Genomic DNA, 15,257 nt, shown 5'->3' on the forward strand with positions numbered 1-15,257 from the left:
GTCGAATGGCTCAAGGCCTTTTTCATGGCGAAAATTTGATCAGGTTCCAGTAGGAGCTGCCGCAGGCTGCGATCTTTTGATGCGCACAACGTGTCAGCGATACAAAACTTTCTCCGCCAACTCGTCCGCCACCCGCGCCGGGGAGCGTTTCTCCGCCTGGGCATGGGCGAAGACTTCGGTCAGCCGCGAGCTGATTTTCGACAGGTGCGCAGTGATGGTGGTCAGCGCTTCGCCCCTGTGCTTGAGCGACACGTAGATGAGCCCACCAGCATTGATCACATAATCCGGCGCGTAAAGGATGCCACGCCGCTCCAACTGATCGGCAACGTCCAGATGCGTCAGCTGATTATTCGCTGAACCGGCCACCGCCGAGCAGCGCAACTGCGCGACCGTGACGCTGTTGAGCACCCCGCCCAGCCCGCACGGCGCCAGAATGTCGCACGGCGTACTGAGTAGGGAATCGTTGGCAATCGGATGTGCCCCCAGTTGTTCCATCGCCAATTGCACCTTGCCGTGATCGATGTCGCTGACCAGCAGTTCGGCGCCGGCGGCGTGCAACTGTTCGGCGAGGGCAAAGCCAACATTGCCCAAACCCTGAATGGCTATGCGCAGGCTTTCAAGATTGTCGCTGCCCAGACGGGCCATCGCGGTCGCGCGAATGCCGGTGAATACACCCATGGCCGCATGCGGCGCCGGGTCGCCCGCCGATGTGGTACTGGTGACGTGTTGCGTCTGTTGGGCGATGCAATCCATGTCTGCCACCGACGTGCCGCTGTCGATGGCAGTGATGTAGCGCCCGTCGAGCTGATTGATGCAACGGCCAAACGCTTCAAACAGTGCGCCGCGACTTTCAACATGGACCGGCCGAATGATCACGGCCACACCGCCGCCCTGCGCAAGGCCGGCTAACGCCGCTTTGTAACTCATGCCTTGGGCCAGGCGAATGGCGTCCTCGACCGCTGTCTCGTCGTCAGGATAGGAAAGATAACGACAACCACCCAGGGCAGGCCCCAGACGGCTGTTATGAATGGCAATGACCGCCTTCAACCCGGTGGCCGGGTCGACGCTCAGATGCAGCGATTCAAGGCGAGTGCTTTGCATGAGAGCGAACATCGTAAGGCTCCCGAATCACTTCTTGTAGTCGCCAGTATAGGCTTGCACCCAAAAATTGCAGGAGCGCACCGGAATAAGCGCTGCCGTTCTTCAGGCTTTCAGACATAACCCTGCATGGCACTGGACGAATGCCGCAGACGAGGCTAAAAACGAGGCATCCCCCGGAGATTTTGATGACACCGCGCCAACACTTCTTCGATTGCCTGCAACGATCACCGCCTGCGCTGTTCGAGGCGGCGCTATGGATTGCGGTCGAGCACGACAAGGACGTGAATCCGCAGGCAGTCATGGCGCAGTTCAAGGATCTGCAGCAGCGCGTCAGTTATGGCTTGCCCATGTTGCCGGTCAGCGAACTGGCTCAGCCGTTACTGCGACGTCTGAATGATTTGGGTTACGCCCAGGATGATTTCACGCCGCTGCGTCCGCAGGTCGCGTTGCTCGACAAGGTGCTGGAACGTCGCCGTGGTCAGCCATTGGCGTTGGGGTTAATTGCACTTGAACTGGCCAAAGGGCTGGAAATCCCGCTGGCAGGGGTCAACTTTCCGGGGCATTTTCTGCTGCGGGTGCCGGGCGCCGATCACCTGCTCGACCCGTGCGGCGGCCGCCGGCTGTACCCCAACGATTGTCGCGAATTGTTGCAACGCCAATATGGCCCGAACATGAAGCTCAGCGCCGACCATTTGCTCACCGCCCAGCCGGTGCAAATGCTTCAGCGTCTGTCACGCAACCTGCGCCAGCTGCACCTTTCTCACGATGATTACATCGGCGCGTTGATTGACGCCGAGCGTGTGCTGGAATTGGGTAACGCCAGTGCGGCGGACTATCTGGCGCGGGCCAGCCTGTATCAGCGACTGGATTGCCCCAACGCCGAGCGATTTGATCTGGAGCACGCGCTGATGCTCAGCGATGACCCGATTCAGCGGATTCGATTGACGGAGCGCCTGGGGCATTTACCCCCCAACTCAATCGTCCACTGAGCCCCACGATCCGTAGGAGCAAGCTTGCTCGCGATACAGGCGGCGCGGTCCATGAGGCAAACCGCGTCGATGCCATCGCGGGCAAGCCACGCTCCCACAGTGAGCTGGGTCGAAGCATAGATGAGTAATCGAAATCAAATCCGTAGGAGCAAGCTTGCTCGCGATGGCATCGACGCGGTTCATCAGGTAAACCGTGTCACCGTTCATCGCGGGCAAGCCCGGCTCCCACAGGGTTTTCGGTTGACCTTCAAGGTGTATCGGGCTGATTGGCCGGGTGCGCATTAATAAACGCTGGATGAGCTGCGGCCAACTCCGCCACCCGCCGAATCCTTGGATACGCCTGAAGAGAAATATTGAAACGCTCTGCTGCGTACAGCTGAGGAATCAGATAAGCGTCCGCCAGGCCCGGTTCGGCACCAAAGCAGTAACCTTCATCCCCGATCATCTGCTCAACCGTCGCCAGCCCCTGGCCAATCCAGTTGCCGATCCATTCAACCACCTGCGTTTCGTCATGGCCCCACTGGCGCAGTTTGTTGAGCACGCTGACGTTATGCAGCGGATGCACATCGCAACCAATCACCGCCGCAACCGCCCGTTCACGCGCACGCGCTGCAAGGTCTCGGGACAGCAGAGGCACCTGTGGATAACGCTCTTCCAGATACTCGATGATCGCCGGCGACTGAATCAGCAGCTCGCCCTCCTCGGTGCGCAAGGCCGGCACACGACCTTGCGGGTTGATCGCCAGGTAGGGCGCCTGCCGGTGCTCCCCCCCAGGCGGCGCGATCAGGTTGATCGGCAACGCCTGAAAGTCCAGCCTTTTGAGTGCCAACGCGATACGCACCCGGTACGACGACGTTGAGCGATAGTAGGTGTAAAGCTGCATGGCTCGATCCTCTTAACGCGCCGGCGTCACGGTGCCGCGGCATTCACCAAAACCGATGGACGCAAAACCTTCCCGGGTGCAGCGCGCACGCAGGATGATTTCGTCACCGTCTTCGAGGAACTTGCGCACCTCGCCCGATGCCAGTTCGATCGGCGTTTTGCCGCCCTCGGTGATTTCCAGCAGGCTGCCAAACTGTCCATTTTCCGGCCCCGATAGAGTGCCCGACCCGAACAGATCGCCGGCCTGCAACTGGCAGCCGTTGACGCTGTGATGCGCAACCATTTGCGCCACGGTCCAGTACATGTGTTTGGTGTTGCTGGAAGTCAGGCGATGGGCCGGCAGATTTTGCTCGCGCATGGTCTCGGTGAGCAGCAGCACTTCCAGCTCGATGTCGAAAGCCCCAGCGGCCTGATCGCGTTTGTCGAGCAGATACGGCAAAGGCTGCGGATCGCCCTCAGGGCGTGCCGGTTGCGCCCGACGGAAAGGCTCCAGCGCTTCAGCCGTCACGACCCAAGGCGAAATACTGGTGATGAAACTCTTCGACAGAAACGGACCCAGCGGCTGGTATTCCCAGGCCTGAATGTCCCGCGCCGACCAATCGTTGAGCAGGCAGAAACCGGCGATGTGATCGGCAGCGTCGCCTATGGCGATCGAATCGCCCATGGCGTTGCCCTGACCGATCCAGATCCCCAGTTCCAGCTCGTAGTCCAGGCGCGCACACGGACCGAAGGTCGGCTCGGTCTGCCCGGCCGGCAAGGTCTGGCCTTTTGGTCGACGAACGTCAGTGCCAGACGGGCGAATGGTTGAAGCGCGCCCGTGATAACCAATCGGCACGTATTTGTAGTTCGGCAGCAGCGGGTTGTCCGGACGGAACAATTTGCCAACGTTCTGCGCGTGCTCGATGCCGACGTAGAAGTCGGTGTAATCGTTGATTTTCGCCGGCAGGTGCATCGCACAATCCGCCGCCAGTGGCAGCAATTTTGCGCCCTGCGCTTCGATCTTGCCGTGCAGGGTGCTGCCCTCTGCGAACAGCTCCATCAGGCGCTCACGCAGGGCAACACGCGCGGCGCGGCCCAATTCAAAAAAAGCATTCAACTGACCGCCACGGGTCGCTTCGGCGGCGGCTTTCGCTGCGCCATCGAACAAGCCGGCGTCCAGCGCGGCTTCCAGATCGAAAATGTGCTCACCGATGGCCACGCCACTGCGGGGCGCCGAGCCCTGCACGCTGAACACACCGAGCGGCAGGTTTTGCAGCGGAAAATCGGCGTGATCGTTGGCGGAGGCAACCCAGCTACGAGCGATGGAAGTCTGAGTCATGGGTTATCTCCGGGTTGGGTCGAAAGTGGCGGGCAGGGTCGCCCAGCAAGCGTCATAACCAGTTTGCAGCTGCGGGCAGTCCAGCGCGAAACGGCTGGGGCGCAGCACCTGACTGGTCTCGAACATGAACGCCATGGTGTTGTCGATTTTTGCGGGTGTCAGCTCGGCATTGATCGCGCGGGTGCACGTCTCGCCATCAGGCCCGTGAGCGCTCATGCAACTGTGCAACGAGGCCCCGCCGGGCAGAAAACCCTCAGCCTTGGCGTCGTATTCGCCTTTGATCAGGCCCATGAATTCGTTCATCAGGTTGCGGTGAAACCACGGTGGACGGAAGGTTTTCTCCGCCACCATCCAGCGTGGCGGGAAGATCACAAAGTCGAGATTGGCCAGCCCGTGGACACTGGTGGGCGAAGTCAGGACGGTGAAAATCGACGGATCGGGATGATCGAAACTCACCGTGCCGATGGTATTGAATCGGCGCAGGTCATATTTGTAGGGCACGTTGTTGCCGTGCCAGGCGACCACATTCAGGGGTGAATGATCCAGTTCACAGGCCCACAATTCACCGAGGAATTTCTGCACCAGCGTGGTCGGCTGCTTGAGGTTTTCGTAGTGCGCGACCGGCGCCAGAAAGTCTCGTGGATTGGCCAGGCCATTGCTGCCGATAGGCCCCAGATCCGGCAGACGCAAAGGCGCACCGTGGTTTTCCGCAAGGTAGCCGCGCGCCTGTGCGTCGAGCAGTTCGATGCGAAACTTCAGACCGCGAGGCAGCACGGCGATTTCCAGCGGCTCGATTTCCAGCACGCCCAGTTCGGTGACGAGACGCAGACGGCCCAGCTGCGGCACCAGCAGCCATTCGCCGTCAGCATTGAAAAACACGCGCTCCATCGAGCGATTGGCGCGGTAGCTGTAAATGCTGATCCCGGCCGGTTTCTCCGGGCTCGAGTTGGCGACCATGCTCACCAGGCCATCAATGAAATCGGTGGGTTCGGCGGGAATGTCCAGCGGGTTCCAGCGCAGGCGATTGGGGGTCACTTCACCCAAAGGCCCGCCGGCCAGTTGCCGCTCCAGTTTGACGAACGCCGGATGATTCGCTGAAGGCTGAATACGGTACAACCAGGTGCGCCGGGCTTCACTGCGCGCCATGGTGAACGCAGTGCCGGAGAACAGTTCGGTGTAAAGACCGTAGGGGGCTTTTTGCGGAGAGTTCTGGCCGACGGGCAGCGCGCCGGGCAGTGCTTCACTGCTGAATTCGTTGCCGAAGCCGGACTGATAAGCGAGCTCGGTCGCCGTTGAATCGAGGTTCATGGAGCCTCCTGAACAGGGATCAGGTATGGCCTGTCACTCGGTACAAGAGGATCGGCATGCCCGGTTATTGTTGTCGTAATTCGATTACGCATAACGTAATTTGATTGGTTATGACCGTCAAGTTATAAAGACGCCCATTCGTCCCGGGATCGACCACCTTCATGGAAACGCCGCGCAACAACGATAAGCAAAAAGTCCGCTCGGCGGAGGTCGGCACTGACATCCTCAAGGCCTTGGCCGAGCTATCGCCCTCCACTTCATTGTCGCGGCTTGCCGACCACGTGCAGATGCCCGCGAGCAAGGTTCACCGCTATCTGCAGGCGCTGATTGCCAGCGGTTTTGCCGAACAGAACGCGGCCACCAACCACTACGGTCTGGGTCGCGAAGCCCTGCGTGTCGGGCTGGCCGCGCTTAACAGTATGGACGTGCTCAAGGTTGCCGCCCTGCCCTTGGCGGAACTGCGCGATGAATTGAACGAGACCTGCTTTCTGGCCGTGTGGGGTAATCAGGGTGCAACCGTGGTGCATATCGAACCGGCGGTGCGCGCGGTGACGGTCGTGACGCAATTGGGCTCGGTATTGCCGCTGCTTACCTCATCAACAGGCTTGGTGTTCGCTGCGTATTTGCCGAAACGCGAAACCGTGGACTTGCGCGCAGAAGAGCTGCAGGCCAGCGACATTCACGCACTGGCTGACGATCAGGACTACGCCCAATTAAGTCAGCAAATACGCGATCGCGGCCTGCACCATGTGCACGGCCTGTTGATGCCCGGAGTCGATGCGCTGTCGGCTCCGGTGTTCAATGCGGTTGGAAACGTAGCGGCGGTGATGACGATCGTCGGGCCGACTTCGCTGTTCCACGCGGACGAAAACGGCCCGGCGGCGCAGCGATTGCTGGCGGCGACGCGAGCCGTGAGTTGGCGGATGGGCTTTGAAGAGCGCGGCGCGTCAGATTAGAAAGCCGGGGATGATTTCGATCACCAGGATGTTGATGTCATCTGCTGTCAGATTCGGGTGAACATGCTCTTCCTGTGCGCTGTACGCAACAGTGTAAACGCCGATCCTGTCGCCATAGTAATACGGGATTTCATTATCACGAAGATGTGCGTGGATATCCTCAGCGAGCGTTTTCGACTGAATGACTTTGCGCTCACCATGAGCGCCCATGAATCCTGTCACGTACACGTTATCTATATCTACCGACGGCACACGATGTTTGAGCGCTGCGTGAATTTCTTCAAGGCTGACAGACTTGATGGAACGATCACTGAATTGGACAGCGTCAACTCCGCGGAATGCGCTGATAATGCGCATTACAATGCTCTCGAACGCTATCACATCGAAACCCTTGATACGGTCCTTGGGATTGAAAGAATAGCGACGACTGAATACTTCATTTATGCCCTGATCATAATTAGGTATTTCGTCGCGCCTGACATATTTCAGCGCTTCATCGAAAAGCATTTCCGATGCAATTACTTCGTCAGTGCGAAAGTCAATCGTGTTCAGGTAAGCGTTGAAAGGACCCAGCGCATGCTTTTTCAGGCATTCGATCAAAAGGACCCGGACCGCGAACTCGGTACGAATACTCTTCAGGACCGCAAGTTTCTTGAAGGAAAAAAAATCGGAACTCATTATTAACGTCCTGTCAATTTTCAGGTTCGAACGTCTTGTTCGACCTGTGAAATGATTGAATTGTTTAATTGGCCGAAAACAACCAACTCGATTCAGTCGAGGACTATCACTTGGTTGCCGCCGAAACAGACCATACAACGGACAGGACTTACAAAAACATCAAAAACATGTTTTAAATCATGAGCAATGAGTATTTAACAAACAACCCCCATCACCTTTAACCTAGCAACTGCCTGTGTACGTCGTTGAACGCCCAACTTGCTGTAGATCCGTCGAACATGGGTTTTGACTGTATGTAATGAGATAAACAGTTGTTCGGCGATTTGTTGATTGGAGTTGCCCAAGGCGATCAGACTTAGCACTTCAAGCTCGCGAGCACTGAGCACTCCCGCATCAACGATGTCCGCGTCGACTGGTTCGCCCTGCAAGCGGCAGAGCAGGTTTGGCGTCCGCAACTGCAATTCCCGCAACGCCTGTTGAACGTTGCAGCGGCTTACCAGCTCCAGCCCTGCGTCCAGCGCCGAGCGTGCCAGCGCGGGCTCACCGATCAGGTCAGCCACTTCACACATCGCCAAATGCAGCTCGGCTTCAAGCGCCAGCATGCCGTGGCGCTGCGCATGATCAAGCAACTCGCTCAAACGCGTTAAAGGCTTGTGCGCCTGATGCAGACAGGTTTGCGCCAGTACCAGTTGATATTCGATACGCGGAATGAGTGCCAGCGTTGCGGGCGGCGCTTGTCGCGCATGAGGCCCATGGTAATGACGCAAGACGCGGGTCAACGCTTCGCGGGCCAATTCCGGGCGACCTTGTTGCAGCCAGATATGACTGCTCAATTGCAACAAAGCGCCACGGTAGACCGTGTCGGGTATCTGCCGCTGCTGCATCAATCGCTCGGCCTCTCGCAAGCGATCAAAGGCCTGAGCGTAATCTCGCTGGTTGGCCGCCAGTTGCGCTAACCCGAGAAAACCATACAAGGCGCGTTTGTCCTCACTTTGCAGGCAATCTTCCAGCCCGGAATGGAAGAACACCCCGGCCAGCTCATCCTGCCCCTGGCACAGCGCCAGTCGGCCTCTACGCAAAGCGACCCGGCCGATCAAAGGTGTCGGCCGGTCAGCTTCACGACAGAGCCTTTCATGCACGTCGGCGAGTAGCCGCTCGGCACGTCGAGGGGCACCGCGTTGTTCCAGCAACTGCGCGTGATCCAGTTCCAGCAGCCCTTCGAACAACAGCGAACCGTGCGCCCGCGCCAGGCATAACGCTTCCCGATTTATCGTCTGCGCCGTGTCGAGGTCGCCATTGAGCAGCGCCTGCTGCGTCAACCCGGACAGGCACAGGAGTCGGGCCGACCAGGCGCTGGAGTCCAGCGCCTCGAGTGCCTCACTGAAGTGCGCGCGCGCAGACGGCATGCGCCCCTGCAGATGCAGGAGCCAACCCTGTTGCGCCTGCCAGCGTGCAAGCAGCTGCCGTTGCAGGATTTCACTCGGTTGCGGCGCAAACCGGGCCATTTGCTCGATGCACGCAGCGGCCTGGTCGAACCTCCCGGCGAATAGCAAAGCTGCCGTAATGAGCCCGATCCGCTGCGGCGTGCCCAGTGTCAGCTGATCGCCTAAACGCTCATGCAGGCGCAATAGCAAGGTCACGTTCTGACGCGTGAACAGGTGCTCGAAGCTAAAATGCTGCAACAGGCTGACAGCCGATTCGAACTCCTGCGCCAGCAAAGCCTGTTCGAATGCACCCTGCCAGTCCTCCCGGGCACTGAACCACTGGCACGCACGCCGATGCCAGGAACGTCCGGCGGTGTTTCGCTCATCGTGCATCGCCAGCGCCACTGGCACGAAAATCCGCAGCCAATCGGCGGAGTCTTCCCACGGCTCGATGAAACAACCCATTTCCTGCAACGCGTGCAACCACTGCGCACCTTCACCGGTGCCGAACAAATGCTCGCACAGGCTGGCGTTGAAACGTGGCAGGTGAGCCAGCACTTGCCAGACCTCAACCAGCTCAGCAGGCAGCGTGTTCAACAGTTCATGTTGCATGTAATCAAGCAGCGTCGCAGAACGCCCCTGCTCGCCCGCTTTGTGACACCCTTCCAGCAGTGCTATGCGCACTCCGGCGCACCAGCCGCCCGTGCGCTCGTACAGTTTTTTACTGTTGAGTAATCCTGAGGAAGGCTCGTTACGGCAGAGCAACTGTTCGATCTCGGCTTCGGTCAATGCCAGTAAGCGGCCTTCGCACTCGTATAATTCGTCATCCAGCAACAACCTCGGCCAGTTACATCCCGGACGTCGACGCGAACTCAACCACCAGGTGAGCGCCGGGCTGGCGATGGCTAAAAGACGATCCAGCAAGCGGTCGAATTCAGGATTGGGGACGCGGCAAAGATCATCGAGAAACAGCCAGGTCGGCGTTTGCAAACGACTCAGGCAATCCACCAGTGCTGCCTCATCGAACGCTCCCAGCCCCAGCGCCTGGGCCAGTCGCTGCTGTAAATCGCCAGCACTCATCGCGGCACCGGACATTGGCAGCCAGTGGACCCGGCACTGTGCAGGCGCCTGCAACAGGCATTCGACCAGCAACGCACTCTTGCCGCTGCCGGCGGGTGCGCACAACAATTTCACCCGCGCTGTCGACGCCAGTAACGGTTCGATCAAGCGCTTGCGCGACAAATGATGGGACGACAAACGGGGCAGAAATCCCGGAAGGTCTGGCCACGGGGTCATGGCGGTCATAGGAAGGCGCCTGCTTATAGTTGTTCCATTACCCTAGCCCTCTCTCCGCAGCTTGTTGAGAAGTATTCAAAACGCTTATTGGTCCCCATAAAAAAGGTGACCGCAAAGTCACCTTTTTCTGTGATGCCTGTAGGACTGTTTACCTCACCCCTGTACTCCGCAGTGCTGCTGGCGTGTAATCCCCTGCTTTGGCGTCGATTCCGAATTCGAAGCTGCGCTTCTCCTCGTTTTTCATGCCCAGCGCGATGTAACGACCGGCGATCAGGTCATACAGTGCTTCTACCGTGTAAGCCGGCACCTGATGATCGTAATAGAACTGCGCGTGCCCTTCGGCAACCCGCCAGAGCTGGCCGCGACCGTCATAATGATCGGCCAGGGCCACCTGCCAGCTGTCTTCGTCGATGTACATGTGGCGCTTGGCATACACATGGCGCTCGCCAGGCTTGACCGTAGCGACTACTTCCCAGACGCGATGCAACTCGTAGCGGGTCAGGTCCTGATTGATATGCCCGGCCTTGATCACGTCGGTGTATTTGAGGTTGGGCGAGTCGAGTTTGTAACTGTTGTAGGGAATGTACATTTCTTTCTTGCCGACCAGCTTCCAGTCGTAGCGGTCCGGCGCGCCGGAAAACATGTCGAAGTTATCGGTGGTGCGCAAGCCGTCCGACGACGTACCGACGCCGTCATACGCCACTTGCGGAGCACGCCGCACACGTCGCTGGCCGGCGTTGTAGATCCACGCCTTGCGCGGTTCCTTGACTTGATCGAGCGTCTCGTGAACCAGCAGCACATTGCCCGCCAGTCGCGCCGGCGCAGTCACTTCCTGCTTGAAATAACTCAGTACGTTTTCTTCGCTGCCTGGCTTCAAGTCACCGAGCAACGAAGGCACAGCCACTTCATCCTTGAAGCGGATCACGGTGAAATCACCATTGGACTGCGGCGTCGCCTGGGTGATGGTCCGGCGCAGGTTACCGCCGTGATATCGGGTGACGTGGTTCCAGATCACCTCGACGCCATTTTTCGGAATCGGAAACGCGTAATAGCGATTGCCGGTGAAATTGGCCAGCCCGTTGCCGTCGTTGATGGGCGTGACGTTGAGGGCGCTGCGTTTGGCCGATTCGTAGATATCCGCCGGCACGGCCACCGTGCGATGGGTCGGGTAAACAGGGATTTTGTAGGTTTCCGGATAGCGCTTGAACATCGCTATCTGGCCATCGGAGAGTTTGTCCTTGTACTTGTCCGCGGTTGCCGCGGTGATCGTGAACAGCGGTTTTTCATTGGCGAACGGGTCGGCCAGGAACCCTTTGCTGTCCACCGCTCCCGCATTCTTGCCGATACCACCGGTCCAGGCCGGGATCGAGCCGTCGGCGTTACCGGCCTTTTCGGCGCCCAGCGGCGTGAGGCTGGTCCCGAGTTTGCTGGCTTCCTGCGGCGATACCGCGGCCATCACGTTAGCCGCCAACAGGCTCAGGGCCAGAACACCACATTTCAGAATCATCTTGCGCATTGAAATCATCCTTCTCAGCCAGATCAGAAGTTCACACCGAAGCTCAGCGCCAGGAAGTCGCGGTCTTCCAGGGTGTTGTAGTCACCGCCGAAGAAATCGGTGTAACTCAAGCTCGCGGTATAGGAGTTGCGGTAGTCGGCATCGACGCCGACGCTGATCGCTTTCGCGCCTTCGTTGAACAGGCCGTTGGGGCCATAACCGGAGACGTCGTGTGACCAGGACAGGTTGGGTTTGAAGTTGATGCCAGCAATCACGTTGTTGTAATCAAGAATCGCGCGGCCCCGGTAGCCCCAGGATGTCGATGTGACAAAGCCGTCGGTGTCACCGCCAAAACCGTATTGGCCGTAGACCGAATCGCGGCCGTAACGCAACTTGCTGCGACCTTCCAGCCCGCCGACATGAACCACTGCCGCCTCGCCCACCAGGGTCAGCCGATCGGCACCTGCCACTTGATCGATGAAGTGGGTCAGGGTGCTCTGAATCTGAGTTGCTTCCTTGCGCCGATAACCCTTGTTGTCGGCGCCAGGTGCGCTGGCGATCGGTGATGCCGCACCGCCGGCGATAGGGTTGAGCAGAGCCAGGGTCAGGTCATTGGTGTTGATCTGCACGGGCAGGTTGGGCCGGTAGCTGATCTCGCCGGTCCACGCCGTTCCTGTGGCCAGTGTGGTGGAGAAGCTTGCGCCGTACAGGCGAATGTCTTCCGGGTACTCAAGGTAATACTGACCGCGACCGAGCATCACGCTCTGGGCCAATCCCCCACCGCTGCCGGGCGCAATGGCATTGGCCGCAGCGGTGATGCCGGGTATCCGCGCCAGCGTGCCCGGGCCCGCCGTCATGGTGCCGACGTTGGGTGTGCGGCTGTGGTAATTCATGAAGTACAGACCGTACTCGGTGTCATCCCCGAGCCAGCGCAACGCTGTGCCCCATTGCCCGGAATCGCGGGCGTCGCGGTCACTGCCACGGGGCACGATCACGCCTTCACGGCTGACCTGGAAGCCCTGGCCGAACGCAGCCGCTATCGGTTGCAGCGGCGCAATCGCCGGGCTGGCAACGGTGTAGCCAGTGGTGCAACCGTCTGCTGCTACGTCTCCGCCGAAGAAGGTGCCGCAGTTGTCGAGAACCGTCTGATCCCACTCCAGCTGATAGAAACCTTCCACGGTGAGCTTTTCAGTCAGCCCCTGCGAGGCGAACAACATGTTCACCGGAATCAGGCCTTCCTTGATCTCCGCGCCGGGACGTCGAAACGCGGAAACGTCCACCGGGTTGATGCTGTTGATGGAGTTGCCGATGAAGGTACTTTCGCCCCAACTGACCACCTGTTTGCCGGCGCGGGCAGTGCCAGGCAAATTGCCGATCGAATAATTGTGATAGACGAAGGCATCGAGAATCTGCGCACCGGAAGACTTGGAGCCTTCCTTGCGGTTGCGATCGCTGATCGGCTTGAACTCGCGGTCTTCGTCCTTCAGTTCGAAGTCGTACCAGTATTTTCCACGGACGAACACGCCGGTATCGCCGTACTTCAATTCGAGGTCATGGATGCCCTTGAAGATCTTGGAGAAGGTTTCGCCTTTCTTGAAATTCAAACGCCCGTCATCACCGGTCGACGCCTGGCCGGTTCCGCCATTGGGAATGCCCACCAACGAGCTCTCGGCATCGCGCATGCCCCAACTCGCCCCCACGGACAGCGAGGAATCGAACGTTCCTTCGATTTCGCCGATATTGAATGAAACCGCCTGTGCCTGGACACAGCAACCCATGGCCACCGCAGCGGCAAGCGCGTGCGGTTTGAAGATGGCGCGCATTGTTGTTTTTGTCATGCGTCTTCCCCGGTGAGTGACAGAAGGCCCCACCCTACTGCCGCACGCCGAGAGCGATAAGCGCACGAAGGAGGTATTTGCCGTGTACCTCTAAAGGATGAATGGCCTTGTGGTGGGGGGATTTGCGCAGGGTATGGGCGGGCTGGATGGAGCGCCATCAGCGCAATGCATGAGGCAGGCGACCAACATCCCCGTAGCAGCTGGCGAAGCCTGCGTCATGCGCACCACCATCCCGTAGCAGCTGGCGCAGCCTGCGTCCGGCTGCGCAGCAGCCGTCAAGCTACCGATGACATCGACTGGATACGACAAACCGGCGACTGCTGCGCAGCCGGACGCAGGCTGCGCCAGCTGCTACAAGGGATGGTGGTGCGCACGAGGGAGGCGCGCACTGTTGCCGAGGCTGTAACAGTGCATGTCTGGAATCGATATTTTTCCTGTGCGCACCAGGGCTTATTCTTGACGGGCTGTCACGGCAATCGCCGTGAAATATCAGGCAGGTTAATCCGGTCTGTCAGCAAAGCATTCGAGGCGTTGTTACCACATCGCCTCCCCCGTGTTCTCTGACGTTGATTTGTTGCTCCTTGATCCACGTCTTACTTTGGCCGCTGCGTTTGCAGCGGCCTTTTTTATGTGCGCTGGTTTTTTTGCAGAGCGAAAATTTCCTTATTGCTTAAACATATCTCACAAGAATCATCCTGCAAACACATAAGAAATATCTGATAAGACGTAAGAGAATTCTCCTTACATGTCTAACCCGTGAATTTTCAGTCAATTTCTATATCGAACTCCTCACAACCAGTTCAGACCCAGTTTGATGTGCCTTAAAGTAATCTGATTGAGCATTACCCACTTATTGCTCAAGGAAGATAAATCATGATCGAGAAACACGGTCCTCCGCTGGACCTGGCACAGACAACTGTTAACGGAGAAAACAGTACCGTCTATCTAGACACCACCTACGTCGGAAAACAACCAAAGCCCGGAACAAATCCAGCAGGTGGAGGTTTTCGTGTGCCGCCAACCCGCCCTGGCGGAATGGGCTCAGGCATCACCCATACCGAAGGCCTTAGACGTGAAACAAGAGATAAAATAAAAGCCACGCAAGCATGGGTAAAAAACGAATACTCGGCGAAGTCTCAGGGTTTGCCGAGGCTAACCGAAGTTGAGCTCGCTACTGCAAGAGAGTTACATCCGGCGCATGTGGCTACACCTGCACAGTCATATCAGCACGAAGTCAATATCAGAAACATATTAATACAGCAAAAGACGACCGCACTTTACGCTTATACGGTGCAGGCTAATGATTTCTATGGGCACAGTCCTTTCAATGCAACTATCGGGGATTATCTTATCCGAGCTCAAGCTCTGGACAGATCAGTCACCCCCTATGGGCCTGCTTATTCAAAATGGGCAAACTCTTACCAGTCTGCCCACACGGCTAAACTGCTAACTGAGCAAATTCAGCTATTAAACAATCAGCAAGCACACGTACAAAACCTGCTTGCCGCTGCACAAGTGCAAGAACAGATCGCTGCGGCTGAGCAAGCGCGTGTTGCGGCACTGGCCGAAGCTATGCGAGTAGCAGCCGAGCAAGCCCGAATTGCGGCGCTGGCCGAAGCTGAACGAATAGCGGCGGAGCAAGCCCGAATCGCGGCGCTGGCCGAAGGCGAACGAATAGCAGCCGAGCAGGCCCGAGTTGCCGCGCATGCGGCGGCGGAGCAGGCCGCGGCGGACCTTGCCCGCATCACCTCAGAGGAGGCCCAGCGTGTCTTAGCGGAATTGGCCCGCTTGAAGGAGGAAGAAACTCAACGCGCGGTGGTGGACGCGAATCGCCGTAATATGGAAGAGCGTCAACGAGCGCAGGAAGAGTTTAAGAAGAGCCAAATCAAAAGCGCTGAAGAACTCAGACGCCTGCAGTTGAAGATTGCTGCCGAAGATCAAGCTCGCATCGCCAAGCTAAACGCTGCCATAG

General features: G+C 58.4%; 10 protein-coding genes and 1 pseudogene. 3 read left to right on the top strand and 8 right to left on the bottom strand.

Annotation, left to right across the window (positions count from 1 at the left end):
* Nucleotides 1-93: 93 nt before the first annotated feature.
* The gene (locus tag DU29_RS0120740; protein ID WP_028623408.1) at nt 94-1,113 is read right to left on the bottom strand and encodes a Glu/Leu/Phe/Val dehydrogenase family protein; all 1,020 of its coding nucleotides are present in this window, start codon (nt 1,111-1,113) and stop codon (nt 94-96) included.
* Between the two features lie 173 nt (nt 1,114-1,286).
* On the opposite strand from DU29_RS0120740, the gene DU29_RS0120745 reads away from it, so the two are divergent.
* A complete protein-coding gene (locus tag DU29_RS0120745) occupies nt 1,287-2,090 on the top strand; it encodes a SirB1 family protein (protein ID WP_028623409.1) in 804 nt (267 codons plus the stop codon).
* Between the two features lie 247 nt (nt 2,091-2,337).
* Here DU29_RS0120745 and maiA read toward each other — a convergent pair whose 3' ends face one another.
* Genes maiA through hmgA form a run of 3 tightly spaced genes read right to left on the bottom strand, consistent with a single transcriptional unit; the run spans nt 2,338 to nt 5,598 of the window.
* A complete protein-coding gene (gene maiA, locus DU29_RS0120750) occupies nt 2,338-2,973 on the bottom strand; it encodes a maleylacetoacetate isomerase (RefSeq protein WP_028623410.1) in 636 nt (211 codons plus the stop codon).
* Nucleotides 2,974-2,985: 12 nt separating this feature from the next.
* A complete protein-coding gene (gene fahA / locus DU29_RS0120755; RefSeq protein ID WP_028623411.1) occupies nt 2,986-4,290 on the bottom strand; it encodes a fumarylacetoacetase in 1,305 nt (434 codons plus the stop codon).
* A 3-nt stretch (nt 4,291-4,293) separates the two neighbouring features.
* Nucleotides 4,294-5,598, bottom strand: a complete 1,305-nt coding sequence (hmgA, locus tag DU29_RS0120760) for a homogentisate 1,2-dioxygenase (RefSeq protein ID WP_028623412.1) — start codon at nt 5,596-5,598, stop codon at nt 4,294-4,296.
* A 161-nt stretch (nt 5,599-5,759) separates the two neighbouring features.
* Between hmgA and DU29_RS0120765 the strand changes: the two genes are divergently transcribed.
* The gene (locus DU29_RS0120765; protein WP_028623413.1) at nt 5,760-6,554 is read left to right on the top strand and encodes an IclR family transcriptional regulator; all 795 of its coding nucleotides are present in this window, start codon (nt 5,760-5,762) and stop codon (nt 6,552-6,554) included.
* Here the strand turns inward: DU29_RS0120765 and DU29_RS0120770 are convergent.
* From DU29_RS0120770 to DU29_RS0120790, 4 genes are all read right to left on the bottom strand, one after another.
* Nucleotides 6,546-7,232, bottom strand: a complete 687-nt coding sequence (locus DU29_RS0120770) for a hypothetical protein (RefSeq protein WP_028623414.1) — start codon at nt 7,230-7,232, stop codon at nt 6,546-6,548. The two genes, DU29_RS0120765 and DU29_RS0120770, sit on opposite strands and share 9 nt — an antisense overlap.
* 194 nt (nt 7,233-7,426) lie before the next feature.
* Nucleotides 7,427-9,961 (bottom strand): LuxR C-terminal-related transcriptional regulator, encoded by a 2,535-nt coding sequence (locus DU29_RS0120780; protein WP_028623415.1) that lies wholly within the window; start codon nt 9,959-9,961, stop codon nt 7,427-7,429.
* A gap of 139 nt (nt 9,962-10,100) precedes the next feature.
* Complete coding sequence (locus DU29_RS0120785; RefSeq protein WP_028623416.1) at nt 10,101-11,468, bottom strand: DUF1329 domain-containing protein; 1,368 nt, start codon at nt 11,466-11,468, stop codon at nt 10,101-10,103.
* A gap of 23 nt (nt 11,469-11,491) precedes the next feature.
* Nucleotides 11,492-13,285 carry a DUF1302 domain-containing protein gene (locus DU29_RS0120790; protein WP_028623417.1) on the bottom strand — a complete coding sequence of 598 codons (1,794 nt, stop codon included), beginning with the start codon at nt 13,283-13,285 and terminating at the stop codon, nt 11,492-11,494.
* An 873-nt stretch (nt 13,286-14,158) separates the two neighbouring features.
* Here DU29_RS0120790 and DU29_RS01000000130275 point away from each other — a divergent pair.
* Nucleotides 14,159-15,257: pseudogene (locus DU29_RS01000000130275) on the top strand (S-type pyocin domain-containing protein); the annotation flags it as partial.

Source organism: Pseudomonas sp. Ant30-3 (genome assembly GCF_000690905.1).
GTDB lineage: Bacteria > Pseudomonadota > Gammaproteobacteria > Pseudomonadales > Pseudomonadaceae > Aquipseudomonas.